Here is a 15209-nt window from a genome sequence, read left to right as displayed (position 1 = left end):
TAGTCCCAGACTAACCCACGAAAATCAAGGGGTCCAGCCGGATCTATAGTGTCTAGAGTGTCTGCCGCGTCCCCTGTCGGCTCTCAGCTGACCGCATGCAGCTGAGATGTCACTGCCCTGACTTCTTCTTACAGTCACCGCTGGAGCTTTCGGCATAAGAATCCGGATGAATTGCTCTATCCTTTCCTCCGAGGGTCTGCGCAGGTCGCATCCAGGCCACTCATTGAAGGGGATGAGGTTGATCTTGAACGGTTTTCCTGAAGTCATCTTCGACAACCTTCTGGCGTCGTCCCTGCTGTCATTTACTCCGGCTATAAGGACGTATTCGAGAGTGGTCCTTGTCTGACGCCTGGTGGCGAAGGCCTCGCCGGCTGCCATTGTCTCTTCAAGTGGTCCCGCTGCCGGCATCAATGCCCTCCGGACTTCCTCTGTCGTGGCGTTGAGTGATATAGCGAGGCCGAATTTCAGGGGAGTGGCGGCAATCGCCTTTATCCTGTCCGGGAATCCCGCTGTGCTCACAGTGATCCTTTTCTCGCCGAGGGCGAAAGCATCGAGAGAATTCATTATCTCGAGTGCCCTGGATACATTCTCAAGATTCAGCATTGGATCGCCCATGCCCATGAATACCAGGTTATACCTGGTTCGCGGGGGAATATGATTCTGCTTGAAGAAGAGGACCTGGGCAAGAATCTCCCCACTGGTGAGATTCCTGTCGAATCCCCCGGCACCTGTATTGCAGAAGGCACAGGCGAGGGGACATCCCACCTGACTGGACAGGCAGACGGTGTAGTGGCCCCTGGCTTCCATGATAACGGACTCTATTCGAGACCTGTCAGTCGTGGAAAATAGATACTTCTGGCTCTTGTCTCTTTTTGAGGATACACTCTTCTCGACCTTGAGGGGTGTGATCGTGAAGGCCTCGTCGAGTCTCTTTCTCAGAGGCAACGAGAGGTTGGTCATGTCGGAGAAGCTGTTCACGCCCTTCTGATAGAGCCATTTTATGATCTGGGTCGTCTTGTGGCGCTTTTCTCCCATGGCGGAGACCGCTTCCGTGATATTGTCGATCGACAGATCCCTGATGTTTCTTTTTCCCAATGGCTTCTCCTTTAGAGAGATGATAAATAAAGAGTCCGGTGTTTCCAACATAAAAAATCCGATTGCCGCATGCATCGATCTGGGGAGCAGTTATTTCAGGCTTCTTGTAGTGGACCGGTCCCGTATGGGGGGGCCGTCCGAACTGACTCCTCTGTTGGAAGAACGGATCTATATCGGATGGGGGCGGTGTCTTCAGGAAGATGGGATCATCACTCCGGGTGAAGCTGAAAACGCTCTCCGGGCCCTGCGGCGTCTCGTTGAAGATTCGGCTGGAGCAGGGTGTGACAGTCCTGTGATCGTTGCTACAAACACCTTGAGAAATGCTGTAAACGCCAAGCAGACGACAGCGATGCTTGAACATGGAATATCACTTCCCGTCGAAATCCTTTCCCAGGATGAAGAAGCCGCTCTTTCTTTTGCTGGAGTCTCCTCCGGCACGGGTGGAGGGCATTCCTCGATCGTCATCGATGCGGGAGGTACCAGTACAGAGATCGTCTGGGGAGTCGATGGGACGATAAAGGGATCCGCAGGTATTCAATTGGGGACGCACGGGGTCAGATCCAGGATGCCCCGAGGCAACTTGCGGCGTTTTTCATTCCGGTCTTGCCGCGATCCGGTCAGGAATACTGCCGATTTCATCAGGGAACAGCTTGACCATTTCAAAGGATCTCAGGACTTCGCCGGAGGGAAGCTTTCTTTCTTGCCCCCGGGAGGAGAAAGGCCTAAAATCATCTTTACGGGGGGCACCGCCGTCAGTACTGGCATACTTGCCCGCTTCATGGCTGGGTCAAGGTCAGTCATGTGTGAATCGACAGTGATGACCACTCGAGGTTTCGACCTCGTACGGAGAAGGGTCCGCTATGCCTTCGAATCGGGGAGGGAACGTTTCTTTCCCCTGGAAGCTGAGCGAAGAGATCTCCTGTTGCCCGGCCTGGCCCTGATGAAGGGGGTGCTGGATCTCATTCTGGCTGATACCTTTCATGTAGTCGCCAGAGATCTCAGGTGGGCGGTCGTCACGCGTGAAAACGGAAGGATAGATACCAGATGAGTAAACAGGTTTTGATCGTAGATGACGAGGAAAGTATCCGGACTTCGCTGGAAAAGCTTCTTTCTTACGAGAAGTATGGAGTATTTACTGCTCCTGACGGCGAATCGGCACTTCGGGTCGTCTCTGATGAACGGATAGATATAGTTCTGCTGGATATCAAGATGCCGGGTATGGACGGGCTTGAAGTATTGGGAAAGATGAAAGAGATCCGGCCCGAACTTCCTGTGATAATCATATCGGGGCACGGGACGATCTCGACGGCGGTAGAAGCGACAAAACTGGGAGCGTTTGATTTTCTGGAAAAGCCGATAGATCTTGATCGGATGCTTCTCACTTTGAGAAACGGCATCAAGCAGGGAGAGCTTTCCACCCAGAATCTCAGACTCAGGAAGCAGATCAGTGGCAATACCGAGATCGTCGGTGAACACCGCGCGATGATGGATATTATGGAGACCATCGAAAAGGTTGCTCCGACAAACGCCAGGGTCCTGATCACAGGTGAGAACGGGACGGGAAAGGAGCTCGCCGCAAGGAAGCTCTACGAACTGAGCGAGAGGAGAGACTCAGCGTTCATAGAGGTCAACTGCGCCGCTATCCCGGATGAACTGATCGAAAGTGAACTCTTCGGTCATGAAAAGGGATCTTTTACCGGAGCGGTCTCACAGCGTGTCGGAAAATTCGAGCTGGCAGACGGTGGCACCCTCTTTCTTGACGAGGTCGGGGACATGAGCCTGTCGGCGCAGGCGAAGGTACTGCGCGTTCTGCAGGAGTCGGTCTTCGAGCGGGTGGGGGGTACAGAGACGAAAAAGGTAGATGTGAGAGTGATAGCTGCTTCCAACAAGAACCTTCTCGAAGAGGCGGGTAATGGCAGCTTCCGGGAGGATCTCTTTTACAGGCTCAATGTTGTTCCGATAGAGATACCGCCCCTCAGGGAAAGGAGAAGCGATATAACACGTATGGCCTCTTTCTTTCTTGAAGGGATATGTGCGGACCTTGGAATCCCGGTAAAACAAATAACAGAACCGGCTCTTGCCCGCATGACCAGTTATGCCTGGCCCGGTAACGTTCGTGAGCTGCGGAACTTGATAGAGAGGCTCTGCATCCTTGTTCCCGGTGCAGAGATAAAGGAAGTCGACCTGCCCGTCAACGAACTTTCTCGCGGGGAGGACATGCTGAAGGATCCTTTCAGTGCATCCAGTTACCAGGATTTCAAAGATTTCACTGAAAAGGAATTCCTGCAGAGAAAGCTTCGGGAAAACGGGGGAAACGTCTCGAGGACTGCAAGGGAACTGGGCATGCAGCGTAGCAACCTGTACAAGAAGCTGGAGAAATACGGAATAGGCCTGAAGAGTGAAAATGATGAAAATGCAGATTGACCCTGTTATTTTCCTTATTTTCTATCAATAATCTATTGTATTTTGTAAAAAATCCGATAAACCGGCTAACCGCTGATTTTTCATATGGTTTTTTATCTAATCGTTTGACAGGACCTTCTCAGGATGTTACATTTATAGCGTGGGTGTTCAGGGTTTGATGGGTTTTGGAGCTTTGGCTTCATATTAGGAGGAGATGGTAGAGATGAAGAGAGTGACTCTTCTTGCTATCGTACTTGTTACCGTGACCATCGCGGTTTCTTCACCTGTCAGGGCGTCATCGCCCGTAGTCTACCAGCAGAACCATACTCTTTCCGCGATCTTCTCGCGCTACTTCGCCAATTTCATGAGAACGATCGATGGGCGTGTTTCTGAAGTTTTGCTGATAGAAGAGAACAATGATGACGAAATGGTCCGTGGAGATGCCGACGATTACGCCAATGGCAGGATAAAGCCAGATGGTGACGGTGAACTCGATATTCTTCCACCGGTATATGTGGGCAAGAATATCATATTTTAAAAGAAGTACTTTCGGGCGTTACACGAAACCTAGTCTGCCACACTTGGGAGTAACCGATGCCAGACGACCCGCAAGGAAAAGGTAATTTCGAATACGAAAAGAACCGTCCTGGTCACAAATATAAACCGACATGTTCCGAGGAAGAGCTTGGGGATATGCACTTGTCCACGGAGAACTACTCCGTGGCGCTTGAGTATTATGACAAGGCTCTTCAGAAGATACATGCCGCAGCAGCCATTCCGGTGGACCTGGTCCGTATCTACACGAAGATAAGTGACTGCTATCGCAAAAAAGGCCTTCTGCGCGAAGCTATGACTTTCCTTGATAGCGCTTCGTCTAACTGCGTAGAGGAAGACCTTATCGGCAGAGGCATTATTCTATGCCGCCGTGGAATAATCAACTATGACAGCAGCAGGATCAAAGAGGCCCTCAAGGAGGGTAGCACCGCGTACAGGATCCTCAGGACAAGTAACGAACACAGGGAAGTGGCTCATACGCAGCTTCTCATCGCAAACTGTTACGCGAGGCTCAGTCGGAACGATGAGGCCGAGCAGTATTTTCTCGATGCTCTTTCCTCCTACAGGAGGATAAACGATCCGGTCGGCGAATCGTACGTTCTTAATAACCTCGGACTGTTCCACAAGAACGCTTGTCGTTGGGGCCGCTCGCTGCAATTTCTCAACAAGGCTCTCGAGATATGCGAGGAAGTCGGGTTGACGCAACACAGAGCAAGGGTGACTCTCAACCTTGGGATTGTCCACCTCAAGAAGCGTGATTTCGCGAGTGCTGAAAGTTATTTCAGCAACGCGCGCAAGATAGCAGCTCGTCTCGGAGACGACCTGAAATACGCAAAGGCGACGATCATGCTCAGTGTCAAGGAGATCCATACAGGAAACCTCCTAGGCGCGGAAAAACATCTCCTTGAGGCAAGGGTCCTTGCCGAACGACGGAATTACAAGAGAGAGATAGCTCTGGTAGACGAGTTCATCGGTGACCTCATGGCAAAGAGAGGTGACCTCAGCGGTGCGCTCGAGAATTATACCGAGGCTCTTTCGGAAGCGAAGAAGATATCTCCGGTGAACGATATCGTAGCAGAAGTCCTGCGCAGGATGATGTATGTGTATCTTCTCCAGAGGAAGCCCCAGGAAGTCATATCGATAGGAAAGAATGCGCTGAGAGCCTGCGAAAAGGCTGGAGAACTGCACGAGCTCGGATTTGTGGTCCGTACAATGGGACAGGGCTACGCGCTTCTTAAACAGTATGAGGAAGCGGATAAATATGTGAATCAGAGTATCCGCACATTCCTCTCCGTGAATAATCCATATGAAGCACATAAGTCGGGAATCATCCTTGGTGAACAGCTGATGAAGTGCTCCGGAAGAAAATCGATAGTAATGGCAAAGAAGCTTGTGAGCGAGACTCTCTCCTTTTTTGAAAGGATGGAGGAGTTCAAGGATCTTGCAAGAAGCCATTTCCTTCTCGCGAGAGTTGAGGAATCCCTGGGTAACAGGGACGAGTGTCTTCTCCATATATTCGAGGCTGGCAGGATCGCCGAAGAGCTCAAGGACAGGAATCTGCTGCGTCGCCTCAAGAGGATGCGCAAGAAGTTAGAGGAGGACACGGCTGGCGATGGTATCCATCAGGGTGGATCCTTCACCGTTCCGAAGGAACTTTCTAACTATTTCGTCAACGATCCGCACCTCAGGTCTTATCTCGATTATATTCTGAGTGATATGATGAGGAAACTCGGGGCCGGGCATGGATTCGTAGCTCTTGCTGAGCAGGGGAACAAGCCACTGGTCCTTGCCAGAAGCGGTATATCGGAAGAGATGACAAGTAGTCTTTCTTCCTGGTTCATGATGAGAGATGGTGTCGATCTTACCGAGAAGTTCCTGTGCACGGATGTTTCCGGCGACAGGAGAGTCGGAGAGATCAGCGATATTCTTCCAGGAGGCGATTCTCCAGTCTATTTTCATCCTCTTTGCAGGGGAGGGGAACCTTTCGGGCTCATTTTCTTCCAGTCGGAGGACCAGGGTGGAGAGGTGCCGCACATCGGGTCGATATTTGATGTCGTATCGGCCTATTCGGGTTTTATCGGATTCCTGGTCAGGGGTATCCTCGATGGGGACAGGAAGATGAAGAAAGAAATCAAGGGGCCAGACAAGTTCGAAATGATTATCACCAGAAGCGACAGGATGCTAAAGGTCCTGAGTCTTGCCGAAAGAGTGGCAACTTCCGATACGACCGTGTTGTTGATGGGAGAGACTGGGACAGGCAAGGGGCTTATTGCCAAGGCTATTCACCGGCTCAGCCCCAGAAATAAACAGAAATTTATCCATGTGAATTGCGCTGCGCTGCCTGAAAATCTTCTCGAGAGCGAGTTGTTCGGGCATGTCAAGGGCTCCTTCACAGGCGCTGTTTCCGACAAGAAAGGCCTCCTGGCCGAAGCGGACGGTGGGACGATCTTCCTGGATGAAATAGACAAGAGCTCTCTTCCGATCCAGGGAAAACTTCTCCAGTTCCTCGATTCGAAGATGGTAAGACCTGTCGGTGGCAACGAGATGAAAAAAGTCGATATAAGGCTTATTTTCGCGTCCAAGGCAGATCTTCTCTCGAGGTGTAAAGAGGGAAGGATGCTTGAGGATTTCTTCTACAGGATAAACGATTTTCCCCTGACGGTGCCTCCTCTCAGAGACCGGGTGGAGGATATCAGTCTACTTGCTGAGCACTACCTGAAGATGTTCTGCTCCGAAACGGATAACAAGATCATGGGATTCAGTGATGAAGCTGTGACTTTCCTGGAGAGTTGTGACTGGCCTGGAAATGTTCGTGAACTCGAGAAGATAGTTAAGCGCGCAGTAATCCTTACGGATGACGGGGGAGTGATCAGTCGTTCTAACCTGGTCTTCGATCTTACTGCTACTGAGGATGAAAAGTCAGATGATTCAGCGAAGCTTGGTGATATCGTCAGAAGTGTGGAGATCAAGGTGGTTTCTGAAGTGCTCAAGAGGAATGAATGGAATCGCAAGGCCGCTGCTGCCGAACTGGGGATCAGCTACCCCACTCTTCTCAAGAAGATCCGCGAGTTTGATCTATCCGTAGAATAATCTTCCTATCATTAAATGTTGAGGATATCAGATGCTGTTTCTGGCAGCCAGGAGTCCGGTACGGGCAGGGGATTCAGAAAAAGAGTTTATTTATTCCTGATTTCCTGTCACCTCTGATGCAGGAATTTTGGTCATTGCCACACTACTACGGGTGCCCCCGTGATCCCGGTTAAAGAAGTTGTCAATTTAACACCCAGATAAATAAACAGTTACAGCTTGCCCACGGGGTGTGTAAAAATTCTTTCTACAACTGGATCATGTGTCACGGGCTGTAAGGTATGGTGGAATTCTACGCAGCCGTAACATATTGTAATATAATGAAATAAGAGGCAGGTCGGATTTACGCCATTTTTGGATAATGGAATGTCGATTGCTCTGACATATGACCGGTATCGGTTGGCGAATGGGAAGTGGCAAACCGGAAAGATGTTCGATTTCAGTCCCGTAAGCTCTCTTAGGAAGCTTAACTAGGGTACAGGTGGGGTCTCTAGGGAAGGGAATCAAGGGCATCTTTCCGGAATTTTTTATTCTCACTAACTTCATTATAGCCTTGACTATGTGATTTCTGAAAAGTAAACTACAACAGTCAGGGGTATAAGAGACCTTCGGAATGGCGAGATCCTTAGGATTGCGGGTATGGACATCCCCTCCGGTGCTCGCGTCTTGTGCCCTTGGCGTATTTATATCCATATAGTCCATTTTCAATGATAAAATCAGAGATCCATTCCACAGGTTCCACAGTGAATACGACATGGATATCTGACTGCTCCTGACATCAGCCCAATTCATCCACAAGCTTCTTATTGTTGTCCCGTATCGAGGACAGCTTGTCGATTGAATGTGACAGGTCATCATAAATAAAGGTGCTGTCAGTCTGTCTGCATGCAATTCCCACAGGTTCTCTATGGAAATATATCAGTATGGTATTAAATACGATACGGTATCAGAGGGTTCTTTCTGATGTGGTATGAGGGCTTCTTCTGAATTATGGCACAGCAGTTGCGTTATGAGAGGGCATGGAGCCAAGAAAAAGACATAAGTTCTCAAGACTTCTGGTTGCAGTATCACTCGCCGTACTAGTGATACTCTCCTGCGGTGACAAGGAAACGATCGTCGAGGTGCCGGTGGAGGTCCCAGCGGATTGCCCTCCATCGCCACCTCGCGATGTGTATGCCATCAACCTGGCTGGATTTGTCTCGATATGCTGGACACCCAATCCCGAAGAGGATGTCCGGTATTACGATCTATATAGATGCGATGAAGTCGATGGGACGTTTGAGTTCATAGGTTATATAGAGGATGACTATCCTTCGGATGATCCGTGGGAATACTGCTATGACGATGAGGTCCCTAATTATGGTGAGCAGTTTTTCTACAGTGTGGTAGCTGTAGATGCCGGGGGAAATGAAAGCACCGACCTGACTGATGGATACCTGATCGATATTGTGTCTGCGACTCCGAGATACGAGGGATTGCTTACATTAGATGATCATGGGACGGTGCCGGCAACAAGCGGGTATGATTTCTCGACCCTGAGCAACCTGGCGCAGCCCCACAGTGATGATGATACAGACATCTACTTTTCGGTAGACTCGTACGATATGTTCATTGTTGATTTACCCCGAGTACAGATCCAGGACTACGGTTTCGTGGACTATGAGGCATACGGATTCGACGCGATCAATTATTCTCCGGCAGAGGGCTGGTCGCCTTCCGGGACAGTCGAAGTGATAGAAGGTCACATGTATTTCCTGAGGATTGGTGAGGTCGACGGAGCACATTATGTGAAGCTGTGGATCAACTATGTCACCAGTGCGTCGACCCAGTTTCTGTGGGCCTACCAGACGGATGCCGACAACAGAGACCTGATGCCCGGGACAGTGACTGGTGAAGATGGATCAATTGATGATAAGCCGAAAGTCGGGACGAGAGTCCCGATGGACGGAATTATAAAGACTAAAAGAGTTCGAAGAGGTCGACAAATCCCCCAAACGTCTGAGGGTAACCTGAACGTGGAGGAAAACCTGTAGCAACAGAATACCTTTCTTTAAGCTGGCACTTATAAAAGGATTCCGTTACCCGGAAGGTCGACCAAAGGGGAGAGTGAAGAAAGCAATTGTCGAACAGGGGCGGCAAGAGAGCTTCATTCTCCCCCGACTTATATTAGGCTTGCTCCCCAGCCGTCCTCTGAATTATCATCCAGTACGTATGAGAAAAAACTGTTTGAATATTTTCGTATCTTTACTTGCGCTTCTTCTGATCCTGTCTGGCTCTGAAGTCCATGCCGGAAGGGTGCCCTCGCCCTCAGGAACTGCGATTTCTTTTCCCGGGACAGAAAGCCGTCTATACCAGGAAAGAGCTCTTGCCTCTCTCGTGGCCGGAGTACCTGCAATAGTCGATACCCTGAAGGTCTTGTTCATCAGAGTCTCCTTTCCCGATCTCCAATTCTCTCCATTTCATGACGACAGCTATTTTGATAATGAGCTTAGGCATCTGGTCGAGTATTATGACGGGGCTTCCCTTGGCAACTTCACGCTTATATGTGACCTTGCTTCCGAGACAATAGTACTACCGTTTGAATCGGCATATTATGGTGATAATGAAGCCTGGGATGCACTTATTCCGGAGATGATGATCTCTATCGTAGATTCTCTTGACTATGCTTATGATTTTACCGGCTGGGACAGCTACGCGGTCATACACGCAGGCGCAGGGAGGGAGACCGATTTTCTTGGAGATTCAGGGAGCCAGTTGTGGTCGGGATTTATCGATCCCGGTGACATGGCTGAATTGCTTGCCGATACACTCGGCACTCCAGGTATACCCACAGACGATGGTACTCCGACCGACACATTCTACATCGATAACATAATGGTGCTTCCTGAGGAAGCTTCGCAGGACGGGTATATATTTGGAGCCATTGGGATCTATGCTTATCAGATAGGTAAGAGACTGGGTATGGTGAGGCTTTTTGACCCGTCTCCGTCCGGCGGCCCCGATTCTCAGGGAATAGGGTCTTTCGGCCTGATGGGGTATGGACTTTACAACGCGTTGGGATTCGTGCCTTCGTTTCCCTGTGCTTTCCAGAGGTATCTGATGGGTTGGGTCGAACCGGTGAGGATCCCTGAATCAAAGACTGTCAATCTGAAAAACATCAACGGTGCGGCACAGGGAGATACTGTGCTTCTAAGGATCGATGCAGGTCCTTCAGAGTACTTTCTGATAGCCAACAGGCTTCACGATCATGATCTCGATGGAAGGTTCGATTTCATCGATATCAACATGAACGGTATTCCGGAAAACGAGGATACTCTGGCTGGTGCCGAGTTCGATTTTTATGTGACCGGGACTACAGACCCGAATGAGATGATAGATGAAGTAAAGTATACCGATACGGGTAGTGGTATAAAGATCTGGCATATAGATGAGAAGATAATAGCTGACAGGCTTGCGGTGGGAGAAGGCATAAACAGCCGGGCCCTTCAGAAGGGGGTGGATCTCGAGGAAGCGGATGGTGTCCAGGACATGGACAGGAGAGGCGGATCATACGCGTTCGGGAGCTACCTCGATTCCTACAGGGCGGGAGTGAACGACAGGTTTGGGGAGAACACGCTCCCCTCCAGTGATCTGAACAGCGGGATCCCGTCAGGTATCGATATCTTCAATATTTCAGAGACAGGCCCTGTAATGAGACTTTCGATATCGGTGGATGATGTGGAAGAAAGAGTCACAGCAGTCATTCCGGGAGATATGAACGGGATGGCGCCGGTTGCCGTGTATCCGGGAGGAGATTCCGAACCCCGGCTTCTCATTGCAACGAACGAATCCGATACAGGCAGGATACATATAATTACGGACCCGACCAGCTTGGACTGGGAGTTGTCGGTAGAGCAGATCGTGGAGATCGAAGGAGTCCGCTGGACCACCGTCCCGGTCAGTACCGATGTAGATGGTGACCTTGGCACGGGCGACCTTTCTCAGGAGATACTCATCACATCAGAAGGATGTATCCATGTATTCAGGGGCGATGGGGCCCCCTATCCGATTGATACGGACTCGACGCCCGGTGCGCTCGAAGTCATGGGAAATATTGTTACCGCGGGAGCGTCGGTCGAGATCGATGGGACTCCGGGTTCTGAAGTAGCTTTTCTCGTTTCCGATGGTGATTCGATCTACCTCTACATAGTAGGCCTGGAAGTCGATCAAGGTGATCCCCGATATGCAGGTCCTGGAGTATATTTTCGTTGTATTGTCGAAGGCAGACCTGTGTCGCACCCTGCTGTGGGGGTGATGAAGCCCGATGCGCCCGGGTTGTTTTTCGCAGCTGCTGTAGATGGCTTTGTCAGGCTTGTCTTTGTTGATATTTCGGGCTCAGAGGCCATTCTTTTGTCGGAAGAGGCAGGCCGCGTCGAGTCTCTTCTGTATGATGACGATCTTTCCGGAGGCGTAATGGCTGATTCGATAATGATGCTTGTCCCTGCCTCGGGTGATATTGACGGGGATGATAACGACGAGATGGTGATAGGGATCCCGGGAACGGGACTGATCTATTTCGATCCTGTGGACGAGCAGCCTTTCGCCGCACCCGTGATAACGGGAAGAGGTATCATTCACGCGGCACAGATCGGTATCAGGCCATCGCCACCGGCTCTCTCTGACCTCGATGACGATGGGATACTCGATACGATAGTCCGGGACCGCGAAAGGCTATGGATGCTGAAAGGATTCGGAGTCACGGCGGTCTCATGGCCCCAGACAATAGATCCGGCACTTTCCGGGCTGGAAGAGGGAGGCCCTCTTCCTCAACCCCTGGCCGCTGATATAGACGGAGATGGTCTTCCGGAAGCTGTCTTTGGGATTGCGGGAGACATTCACATAGTCAGCAGTAATGGCCAGGTGTCGGGAGATTCTCCCGTAAGGGGAGAGAGGGGAGATGGACAGGCCCATGCCATGGTCCGTGACGGGCAGGGCAGCTTGTATCTCTTCAGTAACGGTTCGTCTTACGAGATTATTGGAACCCTTCAGACAGGTCTCGTCATCGAAAGACCTTCATCCAGAATAAGCCGGACGGAATTGGGAGAGTCCGGGGTGGATGCAGGGGAATGGCTGGATTTTCGCAATGGTGGCAGTGGGAGGCAGTCCACCCCTGAAGTGTCCGTTTCGTCTCCCGGGAGAGTCGATAGCGAAAGTCTGTATTGCTACCCGAACCCCGCAGTCAGATCGGGATTCACTTTAAGACTTAATATTTCGGGTGTCGCGGAAGTGAAAGCCAGGCTTCTCGGTCTGGAAGGCGAGGAAGTGGCAGTTATGACCGGGGTCCACCCATGGGGGGCGGAGATGATGCCCTTCGAAATGAAGTTTTCCGGGATGGATCTCGCTTCTGGAATATATATAATCCAGGTCTTCGTCACCGGAGAAGGCTGGGATTGGCGTGGTGCTATGAAGGTGGGAATTGTCAGATAGTTCAATTTGCCTGACTGTGCGGTTGACTGGCTGCACCTGATTGATTACAATTAGGAAACAGGTGAATCAGAATGGAGGAAAGATGTTTCGCCGAATCATTCTCATAACTTTATTAATATCTGCAACTATTGCGCCGAACGCTTCCGCGGGTGACCCCGGGACGAGCGGATTTCTTTTTCTCAGACTTGGAAATGGCGCAAGAGCAAGCGGAATGGGCGAGGCTTTTACAGCCGTCAGCGATGAGGCGACCAGTATATACTGGAACCCCGCAGGTATGGCGGCAGTGGAGGGAGTCCAGCTCAACGTCACACATTCGGAATGGTTGATGGATATCCGTTTCGAACAGGTGTCGATGGTCAACGAGATGCTCGGTGGAGCGGTCGGTCTTAGTTTCACGGGTGTCTATTACGGTGAGATGGACCGGTATGGCGAATTTCCGTCTCTTACCCCTGACGGCACGTTTGCGCCGTACGATCTTGCCCTGTCTGCCGGGTATGCCAGAGACATCCTGCCAAATCTTTCTGTGGGAGCATCGGCTAAGCTGATATACGAGAAGATCGATTTTGAATCTGCCACCGGATACGCACTTGATATCGGGCTGTCCCACAAAAGCAGGATCGAAGGGCTGACCCTGGCTGCCGTGATGCTGAATCTGGGACCCCAGACGAAATTCGTGGAAGAGAAGTTCTATCCTCCCTTCATGATGAAGTTTGGGGGCGCATGGCAGAAAGAGAATGAAAGTTTAAAAGGCCGTCTGCTTCTGGCCGCCGACGCTGTATTCCCGAACGATGGGGAATCGAGGATGCATCTGGGAGTAGAGTATACATACCTGAAACGACTTGCGGTCCGATTTGGTTATAAGAGCGGATATTATGTGCAGGGTGCTACTATGGGATGCGGTGTATATTACAAAAATCTCAGGTTTGACTATGCGTATGGAGCGATCCAGGACGGTCTGGGTGACATTCACAGGGTCTCGATCAATCTTTTTCCCTCACTCTGAAGGTTTTCCAGAGAGAATTGTCCTCCTGTAAGCCGGAGATAGGAATAGTGACGCTCCCAGTCTCCGAGGATGGCGAACGTCTTTTCCCCGTATTGCCTTATTCCGGGGAGATGGACGTGTCCCATAACGAAAGTGTCATTTCCCCTGTCAAAGAAAGTCGATTCCGCTATCGAAAAAAGGTGTTCGGCATTGCGCTTTGTGCCGGCAGAAGTGAACTCCTTGCTTGTTCGGGAGAACCAGCTGGCGAACCTGAAGAGGATAGCGGGGTGAAGTAGTCTCGCCAGCCAGATAGCCGGGCGGCTTCTGATAATCGTCCTGAGCAATTTGTAGCTGTAATCTCCCGGCATCAGGGTATCACCATGGTTTATCGTTACCTTCCTGCCCTGGATATCATGAGTGACTTCGTCGGGAAGGATGGTCAGCCCCAGTTTGTCTGAAATGAAACTTCCCAGCCAGTAATCATGATTTCCACCGGTTATCATTATCTTCGTGCCGCTTTCACGTAATCTGGCAAGGCCGTTCAGAATATCAAAAAAATATGTCGGGATGACACTTTCATACTCGAACCAGAAGTCGAAAGTATCGCCCACAAGGTAAAGACGGGAGATGCCGTGGTTCGCTTTCAGAAAATCGAGAAAAAGACTTCTTTTGACCTTTTCGCGCAGGTCATTACTATTGAATTTAAAATGAGTATCCGATATAAAGATTATTGTATCGTTCAAGTACACCTCCAGAGTATACCGTGAGAATGAACGATATATGTCAGAGAGCGGATGAAAATTCAAGGGAAATCAACCTCGGACAGGAAGGGGCAGAAATGGAATCCTTGTGGGACAAAGTAAAGGGTAACCTGATCGATTGGTATGGGACTGCATATGACAAGACGGATGAACTCGCCAGGATAGGAAAGAAAAAGATCGAGATGGCGGGAGTGAATCGGGCGATCGAGAAACATCTCTCGGAACTCGGTGGGAGACTTTATGACCTGATAACAGTTCAGGGACATTGCGACAACAGGACGACCGACGACAGTGAAGTCCTGAAGCTCGTCGATGAGATTCGTGATCTCGAAGAGCAATTAAAGGTCAAGGAGGATGAGATAACGTCGATAAAAGGGGAGAAGGAGCCTGAAGACGGTTCCGGCGATGAGCCAGCCGGGAAAGAGGAATAATTTTCCTGATCGCTCTCGTTGCTGCGTGTCGGGGAATAGTTTCCACAATGCCGGAATAATTTTCCCCGCTGGCCTGGAGAAATAATCAGGGCCGCCTGAACAATTGAGGAATACGGCGAAAATAGCCGAAATAAGATTTAATTCGTCGAAATGAGCGATTATATCAGGATTTAGGTCGTTTAAAGGGGTAAATCATAGATAATACCCCCTTGACATAGTTTATTTTTTGGTGTAAACTTTGCGCAGTGAGTAGGTGTCAGGAGTGTTTTGGACGTTAGAAGGATGCTGTTCGCCAACTGTACCTTCTGTTAAACCCCACCTGGTAAGAAAAATTAACACTATTGTCGGTTGATGTGTATAAGAAGTAGGAGGAAGTCACTCCGATAGCCGACAAAAAAAAGCAGAGAGGGTTGGCAGTGAAGGTAACAG

The 15209-nt window shown here is 50.3% G+C and carries 10 protein-coding genes; 8 read left to right on the top strand and 2 right to left on the bottom strand.

Annotated elements, in window-relative coordinates:
- Positions 1 to 24 precede the first annotated feature (24 nt).
- Positions 25 to 1095, bottom strand: coding sequence for a 23S rRNA (adenine(2503)-C(2))-methyltransferase RlmN (gene rlmN, locus KOO63_16930; protein MBU8923502.1), 1071 nt, complete (start codon positions 1093 to 1095; stop codon positions 25 to 27).
- 19 nt (positions 1096 to 1114) lie between these two features.
- Here rlmN and KOO63_16925 point away from each other — a divergent pair, with 19 nt between their 5' ends.
- The 7 genes from KOO63_16925 (at position 1115) to KOO63_16895 (ending at position 13609) form a co-directional block, all read left to right on the top strand.
- Entirely contained in the window at positions 1115 to 2143 is a 1029-nt protein-coding gene (locus tag KOO63_16925; GenBank protein MBU8923501.1) for a hypothetical protein, read from the top strand.
- Complete coding sequence (locus KOO63_16920; GenBank protein MBU8923500.1) at positions 2140 to 3519, top strand: sigma-54 dependent transcriptional regulator; 1380 nt, start codon at positions 2140 to 2142, stop codon at positions 3517 to 3519. The genes KOO63_16925 and KOO63_16920 overlap by 4 nt, the downstream gene beginning before the upstream one ends.
- A 202-nt stretch (positions 3520 to 3721) precedes the next feature.
- Entirely contained in the window at positions 3722 to 4036 is a 315-nt protein-coding gene (locus tag KOO63_16915; GenBank protein MBU8923499.1) for a hypothetical protein, read from the top strand.
- A 56-nt stretch (positions 4037 to 4092) separates the two neighbouring features.
- The gene (locus KOO63_16910) at positions 4093 to 7143 is read left to right on the top strand and encodes a sigma 54-interacting transcriptional regulator (protein ID MBU8923498.1); all 3051 of its coding nucleotides are present in this window, start codon (positions 4093 to 4095) and stop codon (positions 7141 to 7143) included.
- 1016 nt (positions 7144 to 8159) lie between these two features.
- Positions 8160 to 9173 (top strand): hypothetical protein, encoded by a 1014-nt coding sequence (locus KOO63_16905; protein ID MBU8923497.1) that lies wholly within the window; start codon positions 8160 to 8162, stop codon positions 9171 to 9173.
- Between the two features lie 193 nt (positions 9174 to 9366).
- Entirely contained in the window at positions 9367 to 12606 is a 3240-nt protein-coding gene (locus KOO63_16900) for an immune inhibitor A (protein ID MBU8923496.1), read from the top strand.
- A gap of 82 nt (positions 12607 to 12688) precedes the next feature.
- Positions 12689 to 13609, top strand: coding sequence for a PorV/PorQ family protein (locus tag KOO63_16895; GenBank protein MBU8923495.1), 921 nt, complete (start codon positions 12689 to 12691; stop codon positions 13607 to 13609).
- Here the strand turns inward: KOO63_16895 and KOO63_16890 are convergent.
- Positions 13573 to 14331 (bottom strand): UDP-2,3-diacylglucosamine diphosphatase, encoded by a 759-nt coding sequence (locus KOO63_16890; GenBank protein MBU8923494.1) that lies wholly within the window; start codon positions 14329 to 14331, stop codon positions 13573 to 13575. The two genes, KOO63_16895 and KOO63_16890, sit on opposite strands and share 37 nt — an antisense overlap.
- Positions 14332 to 14357: 26 nt before the next feature.
- On the opposite strand from KOO63_16890, the gene KOO63_16885 reads away from it, so the two are divergent.
- Positions 14358 to 14780, top strand: a complete 423-nt coding sequence (locus tag KOO63_16885; GenBank protein ID MBU8923493.1) for a hypothetical protein — start codon at positions 14358 to 14360, stop codon at positions 14778 to 14780.
- The last annotated feature ends 429 nt before the right edge of the window (positions 14781 to 15209 follow it).

This window comes from Candidatus Latescibacterota bacterium, assembly GCA_019038625.1.
In the GTDB taxonomy this organism is placed as follows: domain Bacteria; phylum Krumholzibacteriota; class Krumholzibacteriia; order Krumholzibacteriales; family Krumholzibacteriaceae; genus JAGLYV01.
This window is presented reverse-complemented; position numbering and strand designations above follow the sequence as displayed.

What these genes read in the sequence shown, in the direction of transcription:
- KOO63_16895 (MBU8923495.1), top strand. Translation starts at nt 12,689, where the DNA reads ATGTTTCGCCGAATCATTCTCATAACTTTATTAATATCTGCAACTATT.
- KOO63_16885 (MBU8923493.1), top strand. Translation starts at nt 14,358, where the DNA reads ATGAACGATATATGTCAGAGAGCGGATGAAAATTCAAGGGAAATCAAC.
- KOO63_16915 (MBU8923499.1), top strand. Translation starts at nt 3,722, where the DNA reads ATGAAGAGAGTGACTCTTCTTGCTATCGTACTTGTTACCGTGACCATC.
- KOO63_16905 (MBU8923497.1), top strand. Translation starts at nt 8,160, where the DNA reads ATGGAGCCAAGAAAAAGACATAAGTTCTCAAGACTTCTGGTTGCAGTA.
- KOO63_16925 (MBU8923501.1), top strand. Translation starts at nt 1,115, where the DNA reads ATGATAAATAAAGAGTCCGGTGTTTCCAACATAAAAAATCCGATTGCC.
- KOO63_16920 (MBU8923500.1), top strand. Translation starts at nt 2,140, where the DNA reads ATGAGTAAACAGGTTTTGATCGTAGATGACGAGGAAAGTATCCGGACT.
- KOO63_16910 (MBU8923498.1), top strand. Translation starts at nt 4,093, where the DNA reads ATGCCAGACGACCCGCAAGGAAAAGGTAATTTCGAATACGAAAAGAAC.